This window comes from Clostridium sp. YIM B02500, assembly GCF_022324665.1.
Lineage (GTDB): Bacteria > Bacillota > Clostridia > Clostridiales > Clostridiaceae > Clostridium > Clostridium beijerinckii.
The window spans coordinates 83,784-110,316 of sequence record NZ_JAKGTE010000006.1 but is presented as its reverse complement, the minus strand read 5'-3'; the positions used below and the strand labels follow the sequence as shown (position 1 = coordinate 110,316).

20 protein-coding genes and 1 pseudogene are annotated in these 26,533 nt (G+C 28.9%); 2 read left to right on the top strand and 19 right to left on the bottom strand.

Annotation, left to right across the window (positions count from 1 at the left end):
- Positions 1 to 272 precede the first annotated feature (272 nt).
- From L1S46_RS06885 to L1S46_RS06870, 4 genes are all read right to left on the bottom strand, one after another.
- A complete protein-coding gene (locus L1S46_RS06885; RefSeq protein ID WP_017212361.1) occupies positions 273 to 548 on the bottom strand; it encodes a hypothetical protein in 276 nt (91 codons plus the stop codon).
- A gap of 350 nt (positions 549 to 898) precedes the next feature.
- Complete coding sequence (locus L1S46_RS06880; RefSeq protein ID WP_238899610.1) at positions 899 to 2,005, bottom strand: MBL fold metallo-hydrolase; 1,107 nt, start codon at positions 2,003 to 2,005, stop codon at positions 899 to 901.
- A 118-nt stretch (positions 2,006 to 2,123) separates the two neighbouring features.
- The gene (locus L1S46_RS06875) at positions 2,124 to 4,199 is read right to left on the bottom strand and encodes an ATP-dependent helicase (protein ID WP_238899609.1); all 2,076 of its coding nucleotides are present in this window, start codon (positions 4,197 to 4,199) and stop codon (positions 2,124 to 2,126) included.
- A 426-nt stretch (positions 4,200 to 4,625) separates the two neighbouring features.
- A complete protein-coding gene (locus L1S46_RS06870) occupies positions 4,626 to 7,289 on the bottom strand; it encodes a DEAD/DEAH box helicase (protein WP_238899608.1) in 2,664 nt (887 codons plus the stop codon).
- 509 nt (positions 7,290 to 7,798) lie between these two features.
- Between L1S46_RS06870 and L1S46_RS06865 the strand changes: the two genes are divergently transcribed.
- Entirely contained in the window at positions 7,799 to 7,948 is a 150-nt protein-coding gene (locus L1S46_RS06865) for a hypothetical protein (RefSeq protein ID WP_238899607.1), read from the top strand.
- Between the two features lie 527 nt (positions 7,949 to 8,475).
- On the opposite strand, the gene L1S46_RS06860 is transcribed toward L1S46_RS06865, so the two are convergent.
- From L1S46_RS06860 to L1S46_RS26500, 12 genes are all read right to left on the bottom strand, one after another.
- Entirely contained in the window at positions 8,476 to 10,530 is a 2,055-nt protein-coding gene (locus L1S46_RS06860; RefSeq protein ID WP_238899606.1) for a caspase family protein, read from the bottom strand.
- A gap of 98 nt (positions 10,531 to 10,628) precedes the next feature.
- Positions 10,629 to 12,527 (bottom strand): DUF262 domain-containing protein, encoded by a 1,899-nt coding sequence (locus L1S46_RS06855; protein ID WP_238899605.1) that lies wholly within the window; start codon positions 12,525 to 12,527, stop codon positions 10,629 to 10,631.
- A gap of 114 nt (positions 12,528 to 12,641) precedes the next feature.
- On the bottom strand, positions 12,642 to 13,085 hold the full coding sequence (locus tag L1S46_RS06850) for a hypothetical protein (RefSeq protein ID WP_238899604.1): 444 nt from the start codon (positions 13,083 to 13,085) through the stop codon (positions 12,642 to 12,644).
- 52 nt (positions 13,086 to 13,137) lie between these two features.
- Entirely contained in the window at positions 13,138 to 16,311 is a 3,174-nt protein-coding gene (locus L1S46_RS06845; RefSeq protein WP_238899603.1) for a type I restriction endonuclease subunit R, read from the bottom strand.
- A gap of 15 nt (positions 16,312 to 16,326) precedes the next feature.
- Positions 16,327 to 16,944 (bottom strand): EcsC family protein, encoded by a 618-nt coding sequence (locus tag L1S46_RS06840; RefSeq protein WP_238899602.1) that lies wholly within the window; start codon positions 16,942 to 16,944, stop codon positions 16,327 to 16,329.
- Positions 16,945 to 17,153: 209 nt separating this feature from the next.
- Positions 17,154 to 18,152 carry a hypothetical protein gene (locus L1S46_RS06835; RefSeq protein WP_238899601.1) on the bottom strand — a complete coding sequence of 333 codons (999 nt, stop codon included), beginning with the start codon at positions 18,150 to 18,152 and terminating at the stop codon, positions 17,154 to 17,156.
- Between the two features lie 27 nt (positions 18,153 to 18,179).
- Positions 18,180 to 19,379, bottom strand: coding sequence for a restriction endonuclease subunit S (locus L1S46_RS06830; RefSeq protein WP_238899600.1), 1,200 nt, complete (start codon positions 19,377 to 19,379; stop codon positions 18,180 to 18,182).
- On the bottom strand, positions 19,369 to 20,922 hold the full coding sequence (locus L1S46_RS06825; protein WP_238899599.1) for a class I SAM-dependent DNA methyltransferase: 1,554 nt from the start codon (positions 20,920 to 20,922) through the stop codon (positions 19,369 to 19,371). The genes L1S46_RS06830 and L1S46_RS06825 overlap by 11 nt, the downstream gene beginning before the upstream one ends.
- 66 nt (positions 20,923 to 20,988) lie before the next feature.
- Positions 20,989 to 21,798, bottom strand: a complete 810-nt coding sequence (locus L1S46_RS06820) for a Shedu anti-phage system protein SduA domain-containing protein (protein ID WP_238899598.1) — start codon at positions 21,796 to 21,798, stop codon at positions 20,989 to 20,991.
- Between the two features lie 210 nt (positions 21,799 to 22,008).
- Complete coding sequence (locus L1S46_RS26510; RefSeq protein WP_343217244.1) at positions 22,009 to 22,149, bottom strand: hypothetical protein; 141 nt, start codon at positions 22,147 to 22,149, stop codon at positions 22,009 to 22,011.
- Between the two features lie 14 nt (positions 22,150 to 22,163).
- A complete protein-coding gene (locus L1S46_RS26505) occupies positions 22,164 to 22,496 on the bottom strand; it encodes a hypothetical protein (protein ID WP_343217243.1) in 333 nt (110 codons plus the stop codon).
- A 69-nt stretch (positions 22,497 to 22,565) separates the two neighbouring features.
- Positions 22,566 to 22,790, bottom strand: coding sequence for a hypothetical protein (locus L1S46_RS26500; RefSeq protein WP_343217242.1), 225 nt, complete (start codon positions 22,788 to 22,790; stop codon positions 22,566 to 22,568).
- A gap of 160 nt (positions 22,791 to 22,950) precedes the next feature.
- Between L1S46_RS26500 and L1S46_RS06810 the strand changes: the two genes are divergently transcribed.
- Positions 22,951 to 23,523 (top strand): sigma-70 family RNA polymerase sigma factor, encoded by a 573-nt coding sequence (locus L1S46_RS06810; protein ID WP_238899597.1) that lies wholly within the window; start codon positions 22,951 to 22,953, stop codon positions 23,521 to 23,523.
- Between the two features lie 108 nt (positions 23,524 to 23,631).
- Here the strand turns inward: L1S46_RS06810 and L1S46_RS06805 are convergent.
- From L1S46_RS06805 to L1S46_RS06795, 3 genes and pseudogenes are all read right to left on the bottom strand, one after another.
- Positions 23,632 to 23,811: pseudogene (locus L1S46_RS06805) on the bottom strand (hypothetical protein); the annotation flags it as partial.
- Between the two features lie 167 nt (positions 23,812 to 23,978).
- A complete protein-coding gene (locus tag L1S46_RS06800; RefSeq protein ID WP_238899596.1) occupies positions 23,979 to 25,370 on the bottom strand; it encodes an MATE family efflux transporter in 1,392 nt (463 codons plus the stop codon).
- Between the two features lie 58 nt (positions 25,371 to 25,428).
- Complete coding sequence (locus L1S46_RS06795; RefSeq protein WP_238899595.1) at positions 25,429 to 26,304, bottom strand: AraC family transcriptional regulator; 876 nt, start codon at positions 26,302 to 26,304, stop codon at positions 25,429 to 25,431.
- Positions 26,305 to 26,533: the final 229 nt, after the last annotated feature.

Below are 26,533 nucleotides of genomic sequence, written 5' to 3'. Positions count from 1 at the left end.
TTTCTTTGAAATCATAATATACTAATTATTATAATATACTAATTTAGTATATTAACTATTTTTCCGTGCCTCATTAAATTTAATAATCGAAATAAGTCCTATGTCTATCATTACTTTTATAATTAGTTTATCTAATATTAGATAAACTAAAACAACAAAAAGCAGTAGCCGGATTGCTCCTACCACTGCTTTTAATATTATTTTCCAAGAGATATTCTATTTTTATATAATCTTCATTTATTTGAATTATCTATAAATCACTAATTTATTAATTAACAACATTCAATTTTATCTATACATCCAGCAATTTTTTCTTTTATTTGCTTGCATCCATCCTTTGATCCTTTGTCATAGCCTTCACAGTATCCTTCTTTATATCCATCTTTACGACCTGCACGATAAGCTTCTTCTAATGCAGCTCCTGTAGGGTAATTTCTTTTATAGCAACCTTTTTTATCTTTTTCTTCATCTTCACAACCACATTTTTTAGTAGAATCAAATTCCACTTCTTCGGATTCTAAATACATTTCATAATCTTTGTATCCCATTTTCTTTTCTCCTTTGTTATTTATTATAAATTCTTAACCAACTGATTTATAATATTATAGTATGCTAATTCACATAATTTGTTATTAACTTAAGAAAATTTTTAAACATTTATTGAATTTTATTAGTAATCGTTCTACTTAATACTGAATAACACTCACCATTTTTGAACTGACTTACTATCATTTCCGATAAATAAAAAATAGTTCTCTTTATCACATTATAAGTATAGAACCCCAATCTATGCTTTGGTGTAAATCACACTTACTCAGTAAACTCATGTGAGTCGAACTTCCTTTCTTTTACTCTATAACTTTCCAATTCAACTTCAATCATCATATCATCTTCTTAGTTAAAAATCCCACCATGAAGAAAACGGAACATTTATATTTGAATCTAATAGCACTGTTTTGCCGATTTTAGGGGCTATTAAACTAATCTCTGACTTTTTGGCCTCCTTTAAGGCTCGTTCTATTGGTTCTTTCCAACCATGATAGGCCAAGGTAAATGCACTCCAATGCATTAACATCATATTCCTACCATTTACATCTAATTGAGCATGAACGGCTTCTTCTGGTTTCATATGCGCCCAAAACCAACGTCTGTCATATTGAGCTCCCTCAATCAAAGTAATATCAAAAGGACCATATTTTTCTCCTATTTTTTTAAAATGTGAATCATATCCTCCATCACCACTATAATATAAATTTATGTTTTTTCCGATAATTGCATATCCTCCCCATAGAGTTGCATCTGAGCCAAATATTCCTCTTTTTGAAAAATGTCTTGATGGTGTTAATGCAATTGTTAAACCTTGATAATTCATTTCATCCCACCAATTAAGCTCTGTAATTTTCTCCTTAGAAATACCCCATCGCATTAAATGAGAACTTACTCCTAGAGGAACAAAGAAATGTGATACTTTACTGCTTAGTTTTACAATAGATTTATAATCTAAATGATCATAATGGTCATGTGATATAAAGATTGCATCAATAGGTGGAATTTTATCAATAATATCCAAAATATTTTCACTATATTTATATTTTTTACTTCCCGCAAATGAAACTGGTGATGCAATGGTACTTAAAATTGGGTCTATCAGCAGTTTTTTATTATCGATGCTAAGTAAAAAGGATGAGTGACCAAGCCAAGTCAAACTATCTTTTTCACTTTTGATCTTTTCCCAATCAATTGATTCCACAGGAATTTCACCATGAGGCTTTCGATTTTCAGCGCCTGTAATCGAATCTTTAAGCATTGATAAAATATCTGAAGCACTCATGCCCAAACCCGTTGGAGTTTCATTAACAAATTTTCCATTAACATAATTATCTAAATTCTTATAAAATTCTTGTTGTTCTTTTGTAGGCTTTCCGCCGAAAGCTGGGTTTAATTTTATAAACGCTGTAATAACAACGCATAATACAATTATAAAACTAAATATATATATAATCATTTTTGTTCCTCCTATATCTTCATTTGTTCAAATTACTTCATTAATTAGTTTATTATCTTTAAAATGTTGTTTTTATTTACTAATTATCTTTTGCACATTACCTATATAAGAAAAATATCTACAAAAATTCTAGTTCGCTAAAGGCTTTTATAAATTCTTTTACTCCATAATTCTCAAATTCCACTTCAATCATCATATCATCTTCTTTTAGGACTTTTCCTGTTCCGTATTTCTTGTGGCTTACTTGTTTAATTGATGTTTCATTTATTTCTTCAACTACTGGTAATTCCACCTCTTCAGTAACCGAAGCTTCTTCTTTCTTTCCCTGTGCCTTTGCCTCTTGAATTTGTTTTTTAAGTTCTTGAAGATTTACATTATTATTTTTAACCTTATCATTTTGGATTAATTTTTCTGGAATCATATGAATATATCTACTTTCTCCAGGCGCTGCCTTATGATAATCTGGATTTGTATAATAAGACAGCTCTAAGTAATCTTTTGCTCTTGTAATTCCAACAAAAAATAATCTTTGTTCCTCTTCTTCCTCCATATCCCTTGTATGAAGTGGAATTAGTCCATAATTAACTCCTGTAATAAACACATAAGAAAACTCTAAACCTTTAGAGGCATGTAAGGTCATAAGCTTAACAGAATCTATATCGCTATTTATATCCTTCTTTAAAATATTTACCCCATATAAAGCTGATGAATTTATAAACTCTCTAAGTCCATCTAAAAATATCATTTGTTTTTCTTTCACATATTCTATGATTATATGAAGCAACGCATTTATAGCTTCTTTATCATCTATATATGTAGCTGAAGTTGGCTTTATATATTTATCAAATTCAAAATAATTATAAATTTCTTCTGCTATCTTAATTTCAGAACATTTATTTAAAAATTCATGCATCTTTTCTAGTAGTTCTGATTTAATTATGTTCTGCTCTTTAACTATTTTCCTTGCAGTCTTTTCTGTCATTTTCTCTCCATATTCTTTATTGCTAAGAACATAAATTGCAGAGGAAAAATCATTAGGATTTACGCAAAAACGAAATAGTTTAATGATCCAATTTAACACTGGACTGTCACTTATGGTTTTCTTCATTGATACTTCAAAAGGAATATCATTTTTTGAAAATACGTCTTCAAAAACCTGAGACTGGTTTTGCAGTCTATAAAAAATTGCAATCTCCTTATAAGGCACACCTGATTTATGTATTTCCTTGATCTTATCTACCAAATAACATGCTTCATTAAAAGGATTATAATGATTTTTAACTATGATTTTATTTTCAGTTTCTCTAGCTCCCATTAATCGGCTTCCATTTTGCTGAAAGCACCTTGCAGCTTCTAAAATAGCATTACTTGAACGATAATTTATTGGAAGGGAAAGCTCCTTTGCATTATACTTATGCTTTAAGGTATAAACCACATTTAAGGAACTTCCACGCCAGCTGTAAATAACCTGATTTGGATCACCAACTGCAAATAATTTAGTATTTTCACCTTTTAATTTATCAATAAAATCAAGCTGTATTTTATCGCTGTCTTGAACCTCATCAATAATAATCCATTTTGGTTCTATTTTATGCTCACCTAATAATAAATTTGCATTTTGCAATATATCTGAAAAAGACATCTTATTTTGTTTTATCTTCTCTTCCTTTAGCAGCTCTGCAAGCTTAAATATATCATCATCATAATGCGAAACTTTTTCCTCTTCCTTCTCAATAACCATAGCTTGCTCAAGTCTCTTTTTTAAACGGTTCTTATATTTAATTTTGAGCTTTTCTTCTTGGATTATCTGCAAGGCAATGTCTAATTCCTCATCTGGCTCTATTACTAAAAAATCTTTTTCATATCTTATTTTTTCAATTGGCAATACTTCTTTAAGTAAATGAAGCGCTACACTATGAAAGGTTCCAAAACCCTCTAATTCCTCTGATTTTATACTCTCATCCGAAACCATTAATCTTTCTTTAATTTCATTTGCAGCTTTATTAGTAAAAGTTAATACAATCATATCCTTATAACTGATATTTTTTGCATAATGAAGATACACGATTTTTGAAATCAAAACTGTTGTTTTTCCACTTCCAACATTTGCATTTACAACACATGCATCACTTTCATCAAGTACTGCTTCTCTTTGATATTCATTTAGTCTTTCTAATTCTTTCTCATAGTTCATAAGAGATACTGGTTATAAAAATCATAAGTAATCATAACCTTCTCCTTTCTAAATATATTTTCATTTACTAATACTTCTAAGACTAATATATTTATAGATAAACCAATTATTAGTTCAACTTATAACAGTAAATTTATTTAATATTTACCAAACTTAAACGTCTATCATACAGAGAAATCTGATACATATTTGTGAAAGTGGCATTTGAAAATGAGCTGATGAAAGTGCTTAGTGGTAGGTTGTTCCACTTGCTGCTTGTCATAATCTTGCATTTGGAACATGCAGAAGTGGCGGCAACCTGCCATTTAGCACTTTCCAGCGAAATTTTCATAGTCCACTGGAACCAATATGTATCAAATTTCGGTTGCTATACACATAAGTTTAGGTTATAAGCTGGTTATCTATAGATCTTTATATTTAAAGCTATTATTCTGTAAGATCTTCATATCTTCTTTGTAATTTACTTTTTACATTATTTCTATCTTCATCTATCTCTTCAAGTCTGACACTTAATTCAATCCCCATTGGAGCATCTGTATGGAAAGAAATAATATTTATTATGCTCTTTTTATTACTTTCTTCCATTACCCATTCTCTATAAAAAGCATTATTTAAAACTAAAATTAAAGTACGATTATCTATTTCAACCTTAGGGATTGTACTTAAAAATTTTGCAAAGGCATCTCCATTTTCCTGCATATACTCACAGAATTCTTTCCATTTTTCCTGTAATTCATTAAACTTAAATGCTTTCTTGATAAAAGTTGCTGGAGCATATTGTGCTAACTTAATATCCTTTGGTGCCTCTATTTCCTCTAATAAATTCTTAAGCCCCCAAAGAACCATAGCTTTATTTAATTGATAATCTCCAATACATGCAGCGCAGCCATTATCACATGTACATCCGCCTACCATCTTGATTGCATTTTCAATAATCTTTGCAGTTAAGTCAAATACTTTCTCAGAATAACCAAGTCCACCTACGTATTTATCATAAATAAACATATAAACTTCGCTATCATAATTTTGACTTATTTCTATTGCATTGTTAGACATTACAACACCTATGTCTTCCTGTTCTGTCATGGTTGCCATCATCGCTGCATTTTTAATTGCGTAACATACACCTTCAAAATGATTATTTCTTATAAAGCCTCCATTTTGACTTTCCTGAAGGAGCCTTCTATATACTGTAACAACATTGTTAGGAATCTTTATCCAAGTGCTTTCTGTATCATAATCCTTTGATAATGGTTTTTCTAACTGTTCAAAGCCTAAATTTTGATGATTATGAAATTGCAGCTTTTTATACATATAAACTATTTCATCAACATTTACATCTCCAAAAGTCACTTTAGTACGCTCATATTCCATATCCTTGCTGCCTTGAATTATCCTTATATTTGTTGTGCCTCCTGGCATTGTATAGTAATTTCCATTAAAGGGAATGGCAAAAGCAGTTCTACTTTCTAAGTCAAGCTTTACAACCTGATATTGAACTCCATCATGCATATAAATTGCTCCATTATGAATTTCACGAAAAGCCTGCATTTCATCCATTTCTGTAATTTCTTTATTGTTATCCTTATTTATAAGTTTATACCTTGCTTTATCAATATTTCTTAAGCTAAAATCTCCTGCTGGAAATGAATTACCACACCATGCAAACTTTCCACTTTGATTTGTTAATTCACTTGCTCTTATTAAAACAGGAATTGTTTCACCTAAATCTGGAAAAATTGAAATATCATCTAAAGTTAATGGTATTTCAGCAGCTGCTGCACGTATATGTGCAAGTTCTATCAAAAGGTTATTCTTATCTATAACTGCATTTTCACTTCCACTTTCAAAAAGCCAATCTGGATTAATTGCTATGTACTGATCAAAAGGCAGATTATCAAGGATTAAATAATTAGTACTTTCTTTTCCGTTTCTACCTGCTCTCCCACTCTGCTGCCAAAAAGACGCTCTAGTTCCTGGGTATCCTACAATTACTGTTGTATCAATTTTACCAATATCTATTCCAAGCTCTAAAGCATTTGTTGATACTAACCCTCGCAGAACTCCAGTAATCATTTTATTTTCAATTTCTTTACGCTCAAGTGGAGTATATCCTCCCCTGTATCCAGATATCTTGTCTTTTAAAGAAGCTCCAAAAAAGTTTTCCGTTTCTAGTTTATCTCTTGCTTCCTTTAATACAACTTCAACATTTCTTCTTGATTTTGCAAAAGCAATAAAGCTATTATCATTTTCCACTAAGTCAGGTATTAAATCAGCAGCTACTGAAGTTGATTGCACCTGCCCATAATATTTTTTGTCATGGCCCATAATCTTTGGTGGCTGCACAAGCCTATAATTTTTCTTTGGAGCTGGTGAACCATCTATGCAAACCTCTAGAAATTTATGTCCACAGATTTCTTCTGCAAGTTCAACTGGATTTGCTATAGTTGCTGAACTGCATAAATACTGAGGAGAGGAATTATAATATCTGCAAACCCTGCCAAGTCTTCTAAATACATTTGCAAGATGTGAACCAAAAGCACCTCTATAAGTATGAAGTTCATCAATTACGATGTATTTTAAATTAGAAAAGATAAAATCAAAACCAAACTTACTGTGATTCGGTAAAAATGCAGCATTTATCATTTCAGGATTAGTTAAAATAATATTAGCATTTTTTCTAATCCTGCTTCGTTCATTTACAGGAGTATCCCCATCATAAATTCCTGCTGAAATCCTGTTAGACCCAAAGTATTCTAAGTAAGGCAAAATTGCACGATACTGATCACTTGCAAGAGCCTTTGTAGGATATATAAAAATTGCTCTAGCCAAAGGATTTGATAAAATTTCTTGAATAACTGGCAGCAAAAAGCTGAGAGTTTTTCCACTTGCTGTAGATGTTGTTATTACAATGTTATTCCTATCCATTGCTTTTTCAAACATTTCTGCTTGATGACTATACAGCTTATCAATCCCATTTTGAGATAAATACTCACATAATTCTTCTGCTAAATTACTTGGATAATCAACGTAAGCTGCTTCTCTTTTAGGCATTGTTTTATTATATATAATTAAATCGCTTATATTCATTAAATATTGCTCCTATTCTCTTAAGTTACAATCAAAAACAAAACTATTATAGATATCTAACTTTGTGTAATAACTTACCGAAATCATAAACTTAAAGTTTTAGTAACTTTGTAAATCTCTTCATCTAGTAAGTTGAATTCTTAATTTGTTTATCTATATTTTGCAACATAGTTAATTGTTTTCTCATATGTCTAAATTCCTTTATAATTATATACCAAAGTTATTAATATTTATATCTTAATGTGTTAGGAGGCAATAATTTAAATAACACCTAAAAAAGGTAATAAACATTAAAATTAGATGTTTATTACCTTTACTTAAATAGATTAATTCATGGTTTTATTATGTTAATAAGTTTTTATAAGTTTGTGATTAGATGCTTTGCTAAATACTCTTTTGGCTTTCTTAAATCTGACTATTGAGCTATGTAAACATATACCTGCAAAGACTGTGGGCAAAGATTCTAGAACAGAGACTAATTCGTAATATAGAAAAAAGAGTTTGCTAAAATGATTAATGTTGAAAAGAAAACTGTAGAGCTGTGGGAACTTCATGGGCTTGCTCCTGCTGCTAAGTCTTCTCTTCTTACTTTTGTTAGAGGGGATTATGGACTTTCTTATGATATGTATTTCAAGATGAAGAAAGTAGGCGTCTTTTAATTTATTCCTCCTGAATTTAGAGTGCTAAATTGATAGCCGAGTTCTATATTAGAGTCAGCTTGTACTAAATCATATTTTATTGTATCTTATAATACTTTGAAACATTGCTGTTTAGCCTATCTAGATTACTATTATATTTAATCATAATTTGCTGTATTTTATTTTGTTTTTTCCCTTAAGGGAAAGCTAATAGAAATTTCACTTACAGAATATAAGCAAATTATATTTCTATCATTAAAATACATAATTTTAAATATCACAAAACACATCTCATTTTGGATCACAGTTTCAACGTGAGGAGTGTGTTGAATTGTTTTATTAAATTATAACTTAGAGTATTTTATTGTATCTATTTATCATTGAAAATAAATCAAACCTTATAGTAAAAGTATCGTATCTTTACATATTGTATTTTAAAATAATATAACATATCTTGTTGATGGTCGGAAGAAGGGTGGAATTTTTAGTTCTTCCGACCATTTCTCAAGTTAAGCGCTATCAACCGCTAATAGAATTATTTATAAATATTATTTAATCTCTAAGATCTCTGGACTTAAATTGTTCCAAACAATTACTGACTTATCATTTATTGATGCAATATTTTTTCCTTTAGGTGATATCTTTAGATTATAATCATTGTGTCCATACAAAAAAATTGTTTTATGTAATCCCTTAATTGTAATAAGCTCTATATAATGTTTAGTCTCGCCTTTCAATTGTAAAATTCCACTTATACATAAAATGTTGTTATTAGGAATAAATCTAACACACTTAATATTATATAAATTACTCTTTATGTTCGCTTCTTCCTTAGTTTCAATATTTATTATTTTGCCTTCATTATTTTCAAAAAAAACAACTATTCTCTCTCTATCAATCCAGTTTGCATATTGTATGCTTTTTTTTAACGAAAATTTATTATTCGTATTTTCATCTTTTATGAATAAATATTTTTCTGAATAAAGCATTATATATCTACCATCAAAATTGATCTTAATATCCTGACACTCTGCAAATTGTTTCCAATTACCTGTACCACTTTCCAAATCTTTATATCCATAACTAGACCAAAGCAAACGTTCTTCATTTCCTTTACAATAATATGCCAATCTAGCATTATCACTAGCAATATCAAATAAATCCATAACCTTAATAGTACTCTCACAGGTATTTATCTTTTTAATTTCTTCATTATTAATTTTATGTATTTGTCTAATTTCATCTTTTGTTACTTTGTTGTATAAAATTCCGATTATAAATATACCATCTTTTGCTCTATATATTTTTGCACTCATATATATTTCTTCATCTATAAAAATACTTTTTTCCTTTATAGATTTGTCTTTTAAATTATAAAACTTAATTTTATTTTCATTCACTATTATTATATTGTCATCATCTATATACTCAAAATCTAATATTTTTTCTTCTGATTGATAAGCAGCCTTTCCATTTGAATTACAAATTCCACCTATGTCAAATGTATGACCTTGCTTATCATTTAATTCTAAATCATCAAATATTATAAAATCTTCATCTATATTTATTTTTCCATAAAGATCTATTTCCCTTTGATCTTCATATAATTTACATGCCAAAGATTCAGATGTCTTGAAATATAAAAAATTGTTCTGAAACCTTACACAATCCTCTACTTTGCTTTTCAATGTATTTATCAAATTATTATCATCTAATTTAAAATAAAAATTGTTATTCTCCGCATCATAATCATCATTATTATATTTAATTGTTCCTATTTTAATCCTATCTCCAATAAATTTACTCATATTTTTCAGCACATGTTTTTTATTTAAAAACTTAGTATTATTGATAACTTCAAAAATATCATTCTTATTAAATCCCTTTTTTCTCACACCTATAGATGCATTTCCTTTTATAAAACATGACATAATAACATTTTGTTTTTTCCCCTCTTTACTTATCCACTTTTCTACTTTCTCAGTTACTTTCAATTTTAGTATTTCTGGATATACATTGTCATCTACTTTAAATTCCCTTAAAGATTCTAATAAATTATATGTAAAAACTCCATGTTTTAAGTTATCATCCTCATTACTAATTTCATTTTGATCACAAGCTGCTAATACAAACGTGCCTGTACCTTCTTTCAAAATAATATTTGAATCATAATCTTTCTTTAATAATCCAGGTTGTCCAGAGTGGCAAGTATCTACTAAAATTATATTCATTCTGTTATTTACACTTAACAAATTCACTAAATCATCTATTAGTAATGCTGTACCCCTTAAATCTCTATTATCTGTATTAGGTAGTACTATATATGAATCGCCATTCTCAATATCTCCATGACCAGAAAAATAAAATACTATAGTATCTCCTTCTTCACTTTCACTAATTATGCGATTTATATCCTCAAAAATATCATTTGGCTTCTTTGTATTATAAATATTTAGGTTTTCATCTTGTACACTTTCTCTATTAAAATCATAATCATTAATTAAAATATCTGATAATTCTTCAATATCATTTTCTGGCCATTTTAATTCTTCGTATTTATCATCTTTATATCCATTGCAAGAATATAATAGTGCATATCTCATAAAAAATTCACTCCATATTATCAAAATATACTTATAATAACTCTATATTCTCAATATTTGAATACAGTATTTCTTTATATTTTCATCTTATTTTAATATTATTCCCAAATTATTTTCACCAAACTATGTAAAAGTTTTTGCCTTTCCTCAATAGCGACTTTATCATAAATATCATAAGTTTTAAAATCCAAATTATATTTAATACAAAAATTTTCAAATCCTTTATTTTTATGCTTAAAATCTTTTAAAAGTGTTTGAGCAAATAGGGTACCATTTCCAACATAAGTTTTAAGTTTTTCCTTATAAACTTCATTTCCTGATGACTGATTATCTTTACCTTTTAACAACACTAGACCTCCTAATCTATTTCTTTGGTTAATATATTCTTCTTCATCCTTAAATAGAGATAAATTTTGTCTTTTTTCATCATTTGCAAGTATATGATCTATATGATAAACATCTTTACCCTTAGCTTGACTTATTAAGCTATAATAACTTCCAGTACTTAACTGACATTCATTAGCAATAAATTTGTCAATTCTCGCAAAAAAATATCTCATAAATCTTTTTCCTAAATCTCTATAACCAATGTTACTAAAAAGTTCATATTTAAAAGGATCTGTTATATCATTTCTACCGTGTATTTTATTTATAATTTCAATTAAACTATTGTTAAACACTTCTTCTATTTCTATTAATGATTTATTTCTAATAGCAATTCCTAACTCAATAATCTTTGCTGCAAATTCACTAGATCTATATGAACCAGTTAAATTTAGTATAGTATAAAATTTATCAAATAATTTTGATACTAGTGTGTATTTTTCGTTGTAATAAACATCATTATAATCAATTGCTGCCATGATTAAATAGAATTGTGCTTCCTGGTCATTTATATCATTAAACCATACATACTCATTCCCTTTATCAGTACATGTATAGCAATCTCCTAAAATTTTAATATACAAATCACTATAAAATGGTACTGTATTTTTAACAAAATTCTTAACGTTGTTTATATAGGATTTATCCGCATTATTGCTATGTTTAAATCCTATTCTTTTATCATATTCTTCTAAATAAATACTTTTATGATACCTAGTTTCGCTTAGATCTCTATAATTTTGATTAGTTTCTGTATACTTGCTTTGAAAATAAGTCCCTAAAAAGTCATCAACATATTCATCACCAAAATCATCTGAAATTTTATTTATAGACTTCTCCCATGCCATAACATAAGGATCAATTTCTGATTTATCAATTACCCCTAATATTTTCCCCTTTAAGATCTCATAAGCTTTTAAAGGAATTCCCCTATCATTTATAACCTCAAAAGCCATAGCAACATCTTTAGCATCATCAACATCAATTTGTATTAACATTACTCTTTTATATAGGTACAATCTAAAAGCATCAAAAATATGCAAATCTGCAAGCTTACCTTCAATATATTGGTAGATAACTTCATAAGCTGCATAAATATTTTTCTCAGCAATACCACTACCCTCAACTGATTTTATAAACTCTTCAGTATCATTTTCAAAAATAGCTTTTAAAGCTTTTTCTCTATCAGTAAATCCCATCCAAAAAACATAATTTCCTTCTGCATCATAATCACATACCTTTTTTTCAATGTAAGTAAGCTTCCCTTTATTTGCCCCAAGTTTTTCACCAATTTTAAGCAGAGCAATAGATAAAATAGTTAACGTTGTTAATCTTTGCTGTCCATCAACTACAAATGTATTTCCTCCAACCGTATTAGTCATAAAAGAATTTAAATAATACCAATCATATTTTGATATAACCTCTTCGCTAATATCACTATCTTTCTTATAATTAAGCTCAAATCTATAAAATATATCATCTAATAATGATTTTATTGGTTTATAAGACTGTTGTTCATCGTTCCATTTATACTCTCTTTGGTAGAAATCTATATAATATTTCCTACTTCCGAAAATACTTTCAATGTTTATAGGAATTGGATTAATCGCCATAATAATTCTCTCCTTCTTTTATGCAAACATATCGATTAAGATTCTTAACTTTTATTATTCTTAATTAATTGTTCAATTTTCTCATCAACAGCAATTTAGCTTAATTATTTGCTACTAATTTTTATAACAAAGTTCAATTAACTTAAGTGCTTCCACTAATTCACTTTCACTTTTTATGGAAAATCTATACCATTCAAATCCCCCGCTAAAACAATTTCCTCTATTCATCAAGTTTATAATTTCCGACTTAATTTCAAGACCATCCGTTCTAACATCAATTATGACCTTTTGTTCAGAGGAAATAGTAAACATACAGTAATTTTGTATTCTTCTACCTCTAATATAACGTTTAGCAAGTCTATATCCTGTTTCAACCATTTCTTTAACATATCCATTATCATTACATGAAAAAATTGAACTTTCACATGCAAGTTGTATAAATAATTTTTTTATATTATCATTAGCTCTTAAAAATGTATTATAAAATCCTTTCGACTTACTTATTAATTCCATTACCTCTGGTTCATTCATCTTTTTCAAGGTTATTCCTTGCTCCATAAATTTTCTCCATTAAAGTCTCTTTATTCTGTTTACTAATATGTGAATATTATTAAGCAATCCCATTATCAAACAAATTAATAGCCTGTTTCAATATAACATTCACAGTATCATCAAGATCATCCGGATCTTTAATTCCTTTTCTTTTGAGAAGTCTCTTAACTGTTGATCTTATGTTGGCCTGAACATCTTCTTTGTTAGTCCAATCAACTGCATTTTGTGTTTTTTCTCTTATTATTCTAACTAATTCTTTTGCTATTTCTCTAGTTTTTTCATCTTCTAAAGTAGCTTCATGCCCTTGTTTTACTATATCATAAAATGCTATTTCTTCTTCTGTCATATCTAGTTCAGATGCTCTGCTATCTTCCTTTTGCATTTCATTGGCCATATCTACTAAATTTTTAATTATTTGAGCTGATGTAAGTGCTCTGTTGTGATATTGCTTAATCATATTTTCAAGCATGTCCTTAAATGATTTATATTTAACTTCATTCTTTCTTTGATTGGCTTTTATTTCATCATTTAATAATTTTCTTAGTAATTCTATTTGAAGATTTTCATTTTCTTTTCCACTCATTTTATCTAAAAATTCTTCGCTTAATATTGATAAGTCTGGCGTTTTTAATCCTGCCTCTGCAAATATATCTATTGGTTTACCTGCGGCTGCAACACCTTCTGATACTATTTGCTTTATAGCTGTATCAAGCTCCTCCATTTTCTTTCCTTTTGGTGGAGTATATTTAGCTACATTACTTCTTACTGCTAATATAAATGCTATATCACTTCTAAATTCATTGCTTCTCTCATCATGAGCTATTAGTGCATATGCTTTATTTAATTCAGCACTATGTTTTAAGAATCTATTTTTAACTTCTTCTGAAGTATTTATAATTTCCATTCCTTTTTGCAGTAAAGTCAATTTTTTATCTGGCTCTTGATTTTCCCAATTTAATATTAAAAATCCATGAAAGAATGATTTACATATATCATGTTTTTCTTTCATTATTCTTAATGCTTCATTTATCGGGAATGTTGCAACTTCATTTCCACCAGTACTTTTTGTATAATGAGATAATGCATTTTTCAAATCTTCTGCTATACCTATAAAATCAACTACAAGTCCTGCCGGCTTATCTTTAAATACTCTATTAACTCTAGCAATAGTCTGCATTAAATTGTGTCCCTTCATAGGTTTATCTATATACATTGTATGAATAGATGGAGAATCAAATCCTGTAAGCCACATATCTCTTACTATGACAAGCTTTAAAGGATCATCTGGATCTTTCATTCTAGTTTCAATTTCTTTCATTTGTGTTTTTGTTAAAATATGAGGTTCAAAGCTATCAGGGTCCCTTGATACATTTCCTGACATGATTATTTTAACAACACCCTCATCAATCTTATCTGAGTGCCACTCTGGTCTAAGATTTCTAAGTTTTTCATAAAGATCAACGCAGATTCTTCTACTCATGCAGACTATCATGCCCTTACCATCTAATGTTTCTAATCTTTTTTCAAAATGATTTACTATAGCTTCTGCTACTTCATCTAGTCTTTCATCTGTACCAGCTAATGCTTCTAATGCTGCCCATTTAGATTTTAATTTACTCTTTACAGAATCCTCTTCACTCTCAGTTACTTCTTCAAAATCTAAATCTATTTCATCATTTTCTAGTTCAAGTTTAACTACCCTGGATTCATAAAAAATAGGAACAGTTGCCTTATCTTCAACAGCTTGCTTCATATCATAAACTGAGATATAATCACCAAATACTTGAAGTGTAGATTTATCTTCAAAATCTATTGGTGTTCCTGTAAATCCAATAAAGCTCGCATTAGGTAAACCTTGTCTTATATTTTTTGCAAATCCATCTAAGAAATCATAATTACTTCTATGTGCTTCATCACACATTACAATAATATTATTTCGATCAGATAAAAGAGGATATTCGCCACCACTAGTAATTGATTTTTTAATCTTCTTATTTACATCTAATCCCTCTACATCACTTTTATCAGTTTGAAATTTTTGAATAGTAGTAAAAATAATTCCACCTGCTGCTAAATCTCCAATTTGATCTCTTAAATCCTCAACACTTTCAACTTGTACTGGATAAGCTATTAAATCATTAGCCTTACAAAAAGTTTCATATAATTGATCATCTAAATCATTTCTATCAGTAATAACTACTATTGTTGGATTTTCTAAAGCTTTTTCCTGCCTAACTTTACCTGTATAGAAAACCATAGATAAACTCTTACCAGAACCTTGTGTATGCCAGTAAGTACCTATCTTCTTATCTCCATTAATTCCAGTTGCCCTTAAAGTTTCCCTTATAGCATCATTAACTCCATAATATTGATGATACATTGCCATCTTTTTTATTAGTATTTTCTTCTTTTCTTCTTTATCATCAGTAGTTTTCTTGCTTTTTTTCTTCTTTTTAATTACAACGCTGCTATCTTCAAAGGTAATAAAATATTTTATAATATCAAGTAATCTTTCTTTTTGAAACATTCCTTTTATAAGAATTTCTAAAGATGTCTTGTCCTTTTCTATTTTTCCATTCTCTATAGACTTCCAAGCTGAATATCTCTCATAATTTGCTGACAAGGTTCCAGCTTTACTCTCAGTTGAATCAGAGATTACACAAATTTCATTATAATAAAATAAATCAGGAATATCTTTTTTATAAAGATTAATCTGCCTATATGCACCCTCAATTGTTGCATTATCATCTAAAGGATTCTTTAGTTCAAAAATAGCTACAGGCAGCCCATTAACATAAACTAATATATCAGGAATTCTAGGTGTATGATCACCTTTTATGGTAACTTGGTTGCAAACTATAAAGGAGTTATTTGCTATATCATCATAATCAATTACTTTTACAATCTCTCCAATTTCCTCCCCATTATCATCATTATATGTAATTCGTACACCTTCCCTAATTAACTTGTGTATATCCTTATTGTTATTTTCTATAGTAGGATAGTTAAACGTCTTTAAAGTTCTGTAAGCATCTTCAATACAACTTTCTTTTACGTTTTGATTAATTCTTTTTAAGCTATCCATAAGTACTTTATTTAAAACTACTCCTGTAGTATCTTTTCTTTCTTGATTATTTATTTGACTTCCATGAGAATATTCATATCCTAAATCTTTAAACCACTTAATTGCAGCTTGCTCTACTAATGATTCAAATTGAGAATTCATAGCCATTAATATTCCCCCTATTTATACAAACGTTTCTTTAGCAATTTTGCCTATTATTTTTGTTGAAACTAAATCAAATCCACCTCCAACAAAACCTCCAGCTATTGGTATCATTTTCCCTAAATTGATTACTCCTGTTTGTCCAAATTTAGTTAGTAATCTAAATCCAACTTTTTTATTTATTTCCCTAAGTACTTGCCCAGGTATTTTTTTAATCATGCTCTCAGTAATTTTCAATCCCAGTTTGATACCTGTTTGTTTAGCAATATCTTTGCCTGCATTACCACATAAACACATATATACAAGTGTTTTAACCATATCACTTCTTATGTCATAGCCTTTTATATATGCTATAGAGGCAATCATTCTCGTTTGAACATATATTGTACTACTTATATTCGCTGGTATTGCTATTGGCATAGTTACAATTCCTCCTAGTCCTGTTATAAAACCTGATGTTGTGCATTTTGCAACTTGCCAATTTATTAATTTATTAATCGCCTCATTTTCATTTTTAGACTTACTTAGATAATCATCTCCTAGTTCTTCAGCAGTACCTAAAGTAGGAATTCCATTTAATGTTGCATCATATGCAAGTTCTAGCATATTCATAATATCTTCTTGCGTTATTTTTTTCATATAGTCCTCCAAAAATGTACCAATAAATTACATAATCCAATATTCTTTATAAAAAGTTTTCTATAAAAATAGTGCCAGAAAGTTTCTAGCACTAAAAATTTTTCCTACAGTTATTATATATCATTTTAACTAAAATTTACATGTTAATTGTAAATACTTCATATTTTTAACCCATATTTTCTGCAATATAAAGTCTTAAATATATAATATTATTTTGATTTTAGCTTACCATGAACATCATTTATTAATTTTGCTATTTCTTTTTCTCTTTTAATCCTTTCATTCTTCTCGAATTGATCCTCTAATATTATTAATAATGATTGTAATACCACATTAAAATATTTCCTACATTCTTCTTCTTCAAGTTCATGTATTCCCTTGCTCAATATACCATAAAGAAGTTTTTTGTTTATGGTATCATTAAAGTGTATATTTAATATCTTTAATTTATCTTCCATCTTTTCAGAACTAAACTGTTCTAATGCAATCTTACCTTTATATTCTTTATTAAATATATCAAAAATCAATCTTTCAAAAACCCTTCTTAAATATACATACGCACCTGCACCAATACCATGAGCTGCCAATCCAATTGCTGAATTCAACTCTCTATTATTTTCTTTACTTAATACTTTACTGTATTCTTTTATGTATCTTTCAAATTCCATTCTTGATGGATATTGGCCAATCTTAATCAAATCCCAATTATCTGTTACATGAAAAGTAGCTTGAAATTCATGTCCTTTTCTACATTTTGCAGTTACTGTAAAATTTCCATTTGGATCAAGACATTTTTCTCTAAAACAATTAATTCTTTTCTGCAATTTTTCAAATGCACAATCATATGCAATATCACATTCTTCATTCGGACACATATAGCTATAAACTTCAATAAGTTCCTTTTTTAATTCTTCTGGTATCTCTCTGCCTGATAAATATATTATTTCTTTATTTCCACACATAGGACAATATTCAATCACCTCTATTTTGGTGAATATTATGGCTTTAATAAACTTAAAGTTTTCACTTTCATAATGTTCATCATGGTGTACTATATCCGGTCCACTTTCTTCTGTTCCCTCATTTATAACTTCCAATTCAGTTTTTGAAACAATATCTAAATTCACCTTATATTTATCATAAAGAGGACTTCTAAATAAGAAATCAAAACCTTTCTCATAATAATCTTCTAATTTATTTTCACTCATGTATTTCTCACCCACTTTTATATACGATTATATTTGTATTTCTCCTGAAATAAGTTTTGGTAATAGTATATCTCTAGTTTCTTCCAAATCTCTAGTTTGAACAGAATTATTTAATATTCTATTATCTAAAGAGTTAATTATCTTATTAAACTTCTTAATAACCTCTACATTAGGTAGAATAACCTTATAGTTTTCAATATCTGATTTTTTTATTGAAGTAAACACTGTACCACTCTCATATTTATCCCACCTAATATTTTTTAATAGATAGTATAAAAATCCATTTCCATGCTTTTCACTACTTAAAGCTGCACATCCACGTCCAATACAGCACTTTTCCATTGATATATTAATTCTTCCCACAGGTGCTCTTACACTTAATAATATCTCTCCTGGCATAGCAACTTTTTTAGGTTCTCTACAGTATGTGCTTACTAATGGAAATCTATCTGTAAAATCTTTAACTCCTTGATAAAATGCTAATCCTTCCATACACTCGTTATATGTTTCCGAACTTGGTGATTGCCCCATAGTTATTTTACTAATATCTTTCAATAAGGAAATTTTCCATCCTTTAGGTATCATTCCTAATTCACTTTCTTCAAACTCTCCATCCTTAAACGGAACAAAATCAACAAACCACGATTTAAATATAGCTTGTGCCATTTCTTCTAAGGTTTTGTTCATTTCATTATTTAATTTAATTTTATTATCAATTGCTATAAGTTTATTTACTATATCATTTTGTTCGTATAAAGTTGGAAGCAAAATAGGTATTTTTTTTATATCTCTTAAAACTATTCTTGGTATTGCAGACCCTGATCCAAAATTATCTTTAATGTATTGTTTATTCCTTTTGTCTTTTAAGAAATAATTTAAATATTCAGGTAATACCATATTGATATTAGGTCTTAAAATAGCTATAGATGACAATATTACTATATCTTCTTCTTTAGTCATAACAAAAGAAGAATCTAAATAAGTATTTCCATCTTTAGCTAATAAAACATCATTAATGTTAGGTTTGCAATTATTTTTTACAAGCTTTAAATAATCTTCTTTTGAAATTTTCCTACAATTATTAATATCAAAATTATATTCTTTCATATCTTTTACAGATGCCATTGGCATACCTAACTCTACCGATTTAGGACTCAAATGTGATCCATCTGTTATTTGTAAACATATATCATCAAATTTGCATATCTTCCATTCACTATAGCTCATAACCTAGTCCCCCAAGCTGCTTTATAATCTCATCATCAAGCTCTCTGCTCTTCTTAATTTGATCTGATAAAGTAGTTGTTAATCTTTCCATTTTCTCTTCAAATGATTCACCATCATCTTCAACTTCTTCAATTCCAACATATCTTCCTGGAGCTAATACATAGTCATTTTCTGCTATGGTTTCTCTAGTTACTGATGCACAGAAGCCTTGAACATCTTCGTAGTTTTCACCTTTTCTCCAATTATGATAAGTATCTGCTATTGTCTTTATATCTTCATCTGTTAGCTTCCTTAAAACTCTGTCAATCATGGTTCCCATTTTTCTAGCATCTATAAATAGGATTTCATTTTTAGTTCCTCTACCTTTTCTCATAAACCAAAGACATGCTGGAATACCTGTTGTATAAAATAATTGTGGTGGTAAAGCCACCATACAATCTACTACATTTCCTTTTTCAATCATACCTTTTCTTATTTCTGCATTTGCAGTTTGTGATGTAGTCATCGAACCATTTGCAAGTACTATTCCTGCAATCCCTTCACTATCTAGGTGGTATAAGAAATGTTGTAGCCATGTGTAATTTGCATCATTTTCTGGTGCTACTCCATATGTCCATCTTGCATCTTTACTAGTTCTATCTGCTCCCCATAGTTTGTCATTAAAAGGAGGATTAGCCAATACATATTGAGCCCTAAGGTCCTTATGTTGATCATCTATATATGTATTTCCATATCTAATATCTCCACTTAATCCTCTAATTGCAAGGTTCATCTTACAAAGTTTAAGTGTTGTTGGATTAGATTCTTGACCATAAATAGAAATATTTTTTCTTTGCCCTTCATGTGCTTTTAAAAACTTAAGTGATTGAACAAACATACCGCCTGATCCGCAGCATCCATCATAAACTCTACCATTTAAAGGTTCTGTCATTTCTACAAGGAGCTTAACAACAGAATCTGGAGTAAAGAATTCTCCACCTCCTTTTCCTTCTTGTTGTGCAAATCTCCCTAAGAAATATTCATATACTCTTCCTAGAACATCAATTTCTTCGTCTTTATTATATAATTGTATGCTCCCAATTGTTTTAACAACTTCGCCTAAAGTATGTGGGTCTAATGGTGCCTTTGTATAAACTCTATTTAAAACACCTTTTAATTGTTTTGGATTTTCTTTTTCTATGAGTTCCATTGCATTATCAACTATCTTACCAATATCAGTTTGAGTTGCATTCTTTAATATGTAACTAAATCTTGCTTCTTCTGGAACATAAAATATATTTTGTGAAGAGTATTCATCCTTATCTTCAAGTATATCCGCTCTATCTTCTTCACCTTCACAATAATAGTCATCATTGCTAGGATCTTTAACAAATTCCTCTAATTCATTATATCTAGCTTCAAATGAATCTGAAATATATTTTAAAAATATAAGTCCTAAAACTATATGCTTATAATCAGCACTTTCCATATTATTTCTTAATCTATCACATGTGCTCCACAATTTAGATGCAAAATCTAAAGCTCCATCATTTTGTTGTGCCATTTTCGTTCCACCTTTCATTTCATATACATAAATTGTATCACATTTTAACTAAATGTTTTTCTATTTTTAATATGTTGCTTCTCCAGCAATAGCTATAGAAAAATCAATCAAATTATCATAATGTAGCAATAATATATCCTGGTCATGTAAATATTCTCTTTTTATATTATATGTTAGTTCCTTAAAGTCATTACGCCTCCCAGCAATAACAACATAATGAATCCTTGAGTTATCATAATCTATAAATTCTGGTGGTAGTTGATCCCCTGATTTTAAATGTCCTTTATATATTTCTCTTAGTGCTGAATAATTTCTTTGAAGCCATCTTCTCCAATCGTTCACCTGTTCAATTCCTTTTCTAAATACCTCTCCTAAATTTCCATCTCTTCTAATTACATTACCTTTAGGACTTTCTAACTCAACAAAAACAAATTCATATCCTCCAGAACTTCTTCCTATTAATAAATAGTCAGCTCTATAATTGGTACCTAGTTGAAATTCAGGTATTATATAAGCTTCATGATGTCCAAAATGATAATTACGTTTTAAAATTGATGCTATTATGAAATATGCTTCCTTTTCTTTAATAAATTTTAAAATATCTTGTTCTTTACATTCATTTGCTAATAACTCATTAAAATCCTCACTTTTTCTATTTAAAGTGTCGATGTCTTTTAGCTCAAGAATATCTAGATAATAATTTGGAAATAAATGCTCATAATGTCTAGCTGCTTTAGGATATTCATGAAATAAATTTTTTCTAAACGTTAATCCACGAGTTCCTATTCTCTTAATAATTTCTTTTTCTTTCATTTTCATATACTCTTCATTTTCTTCCTTAGTAAGCTGGCAATAATCTCTATCATATATTTTCATTATAAATATCTCCTAATCTCAATAAATCTCTAAGCATAATTTTGCCAAATTGCATTAACTTAATTATAATTTATAAATTGCACATTGTAGAGTTAATTTTTTATTTTATAGAATTTACTAAAAAGCTTTCAAACAAAAGCTAAAGGTAGTAAATATAACATCTTATGATTTTTATTACCTTTTTAGTTTAACAGTACTACTATACAACTATTATTTTATCCAGTCTCCACTTGAATTAATGCTATATCCATCAGGAGTAACACAATCACTATACATCTTCCCATCCTCTCCAAAAGCATACCAATCATCAATCCACTTCCACAAAGGTTTATCCTTTGTCCCTCTAGCCATCTTACAACTGTCATCTAAGTAATACCAGGTATTAATGTTTTCATCATGGTACCTGGAATTCTGAAAAGCATATCTTTTATCATCAAAGATATACCTCTCTCAATCAATCTCTTTCCAACTATATTTTGATGTATAGTAGCTTTATTATCCAAGCTTATACAATACCACCAGCCAACATCATCATGATTCCATCCCACTTTCCATTCTCCACTACCTGAGCTGTCTACTCCAACTAATCCACTAACAATAGCTCTTGCAATAACTTCATCATTATAAACTTCTGCGTCATCACTGTCAGCAAACAAACACTCAACTAAAATTGCAGGCATAACAGTTCTATTAAGCACAATAAAATTCCTTGTATGCCTCTGTTAGGTAAATTCAAAGCACTTGCTAATACTAATACATTACATACTTTAGCTGCATATTGATTTGCAACTTCCGATTGACCCGTAACGCAAAGCTCTGGCCCCCAGCATTAATATGAATCTCAACATATAGTTCAACATCCAATGCCTTTGTAATTTCATTAGCTTCGTTTGCTCTAATATAGCAGTCCTCGCAATTATAACTATTCCAATAACTCCACATCCAATGTTCCCACTTGCAGTGTGACCTACAGCTACTATAAAATTACTCATTTTACACATCTCCTCTATAATCTTTAATTTTTTAGTTTTTCATATACGTTATATAGATTTTAACCATATATACTATATGTAGAGATTAATTTAACATTAAACACAATATATGTAAAATAATTCATTAATTTTATAGATCTTATGTATGAAGGAGGTTTATATGGATTTTAATTATATCGAAACTTTAGTTACTAGGTGCAAGGATAATGATGAAGGAGCAAAGGAAAAATTAGCTGAAGAATTTAGACCATTAATTTATAATATCTCAAAAAGAACTTTCATTGATGGATATAACTCATATGACATTATTCAGGAGTGTTATCAATCACTTTTTAAATCTATCTCTATGTACAACTTAGAAAAGCATAGATTTGTTGCTTATGCTACCAATGCCATCAAAAATAATATAAATGATTTGATTAAGAGAATTAAAACTAGAAGCTCTACTGAAGGCAATAAAGCTCTAAGCTTACATGATAATTTTGAAAAGGACATCCCATCGCAAGAAATCTCTCCTGAAACTTCATTATGTGAGATGTGTGATTATGAAGACTTAAGACTAGCTCTAAAAAATTTAACTAAAGATGAGAAGGAACTTATAGATTTTGTATTCTTTAAAAATTATACTGTTCTGGATTATGCCCATATAAAAAATATGTGCTATTCTACTGCTATTGTAAGAAAGAAAAATATTTTAAGAAAAATTCACAATAATATTTCATTTTATTATTAAAGCTAAACGTCTAACAGCTCCAACGTTAATTTTTTTATCCTTGGAGCTGTTATTATTACAATGTGATTTATATTATATTCCCATAATTTTAAATATTAAATATACACTTTATTCAAAACTAAAATTATTTATAACCTCAGTAGTTTCCTCCACATAGCTATCAACCACTTCATCAATTCCATCACAAATATATCTAAGACTACAACCCTGACATTTATTTAGTATCCCATTCTCTAACAAAGAACATTTTAAGTCATCCTGAAAAGTAGAATTTCTAATTGCTAAAGCTGTAAATGAAATTAAAAAGCATTCATCCAGACATTAACATATGTGTCAGCACCATAGTTGATATTGCTATAGATTATTACCATAATCACATTGTAAATGAAGGCGGTACTAAATAGAAAACAAATTAATGGATTATGGGCTTCAACAATAAACTTAGTACCATAATATCAACAAAGCTTGGAATGTGAATTTTTATTTTCTCCTTCAATTAAGTTTAATTTATTCATCTTTTTTATCTCACGATATATAAAAATAAAAGATATCATTGCAGCAAGAAAATCAGCTAATGGAACAGATACAAAAATACCAGTGACTTTAAGAAATATTGGGATGATTAACATTAATGGTATTACAAATAAAACTGGTTTCATTATTGATAAAAATAATGCAGGCTTAGGTTTGCCAATATACTGAAAAAAGCTTGAAGCAATTACTTGAACACCTACTAAAGGACTCATAAGTATCAGTAATCTTAAAATAGGAACCGTCAATACTATTAATTCATTATCAGTTGTAAAAACACCCGCTATTTTATTTGTAAAACTAATAATTATAACTAAAAATACCAATGAAATTGCAACTGATCCTAAAATTGCAAGCTTTAAGCTTTGTTTTACTCTATCGAATTTTTTAGCACCATAATTAAATCCTATAATAGGCTGAAGAGCTTGTCTAATTCCATACATAGTAATGGTAATAAACCCGAATACACGATTATATATACCAATTGCAGAAACATATAAGTCAGATCCTCCATAAATTTTTAATGAATTATTTAATACTATGGCTAGAATTCCATAAGCCAGTTGAGTCATAAACGTAGATAATCCTAAGGAAATAGCTTCCTTTAATAATTTTATATTAATTGTTAAATTTTTAACTTTTACCCCCAAAATTTTGCTATTCAAACAGATGTATACTAGTAAAAATATGAAACATATTATTTGCGAAATGTCTGTAGCAATTGCAGCTCCTTTTATACCATATTGAAGTCTTGTAACCAATATATAATCTAATGGAATATTAATTACAGGCCCTATTATCATACTTATCATAGCAATATTAGCATGTCCTTCTGATTGTATGATGCTATTAGCAACAATACTAAAAACGAAAAAAACACTGCAATATAAAGTAATTATAAAGAATGTTACAGCATAAGGTAGTATATTTTCCAAGGAACCAAAGATATATAACATAGGTCTTATGAAAACCAGTCCTATAACCATAATTAAAATTCCTAATAAAACAGAGGATGTTAATGCGGTTCCCACAGCCTTTTCTGCTCTTAGTTTATCTCCAGCTCCAAGACTTCTAGAAGTTATAGAAGCAATTCCAACTCCAATCATTTGAGAAAGCGCCAGTATTATTTGTTGAATAGGAAAGACTATAGTTAAAGCTGCAATTCCTAAGCTACCATTAGGCTGATTACCTATAAAAATTGCATCAATAATGTTATATAATACATTAGCTAAAAATACACTTATGGCAGGAATAGAAAACTTAAAGAGTAATTTTTTGATACTACCTTCCAAAATAAAATTTTCAAGTTCAGTCATATTATTACCTCCTCTTACTTTTCTTTATTATAACAATCCGAGTAAAAGATTTTTTGACCTATCTTGCTGTTATCGGAATAAAAAGATATGCCTCAATATTTTTTTGATTAGGTACAAAACCATTGGGATAAAACTCATATGCGTAATTATCGCACGGGACATACAATTCATCATTAAGTAAGCTAAACCAGTTTCTCTGTATCTGAATCTGTATCTTTTCGATTATATTTGTTAAGGAATATACTGCATAATCATTCTCCGGTATATATTTATGTACTAATTGAGCATCTTTCCTGTCAATCTGACTAAAATATCGACTATCAATTCCAGCGATAAAATCGAACTCATAACTCCTCACTTCTTCATTTTTACAAAAATCCAATCCGTAAACCCCATCAATTTGATTGTATATTTTATCCAATTGCACTTTTTGAGCAGTTTGATTAAAAATACGTGCAACATCATGTTTTTTATTATCCCCATGATACAATAATCCTGTTATCTCAAAAGAATTTTTATGTATTATTTGATATTCTGTTGCTGTTCCATATGACATCACCCTCTCGATGTCTTCCTGTGTAATTGAATATTTATATAAATTTAAATATTCAATCTTATTGTCACGATAATCCTTTGGTGTAATACCAAAATATGCCTTAAACATACGGGTAAAACTTTCCTGAGAACTATATCCACACATTATAGCTATATTCAATATACTATCTCTTGTCTCTAATAAGCTCATCGCTGCAATTGTAAGCCTACGCTTCATTTGATAATCCCCAATATTCTCTCCCAACACTGCTTTGAATAATCTCGCATAGTGAAATTTAGAAAAATTAAACTGCTTCGCAAGTTGTTCTAATGAAACTCCCTCAAGCAAGTGTTTTTCTAAATATTCAATTGCATCAAAAACATAATTCTTTGTATTCATAACATCACCTCATAGATTTTTCTTAATTACTTCATCTAAGCTTATATGACATAAAACTTAAAGCTACCAATGTCGCCTTTTCTAGATTTGATGGATATAATTACCCTATCTTAGAGAAAAAAAAGTACCTATGTTTTTCGCAGAATAGTACTAGAGACGCTACCAAAAGATATAATTGCTACAATAACATCATATCCTCCGACAAATTATAATTTATCTTTTAATTAAT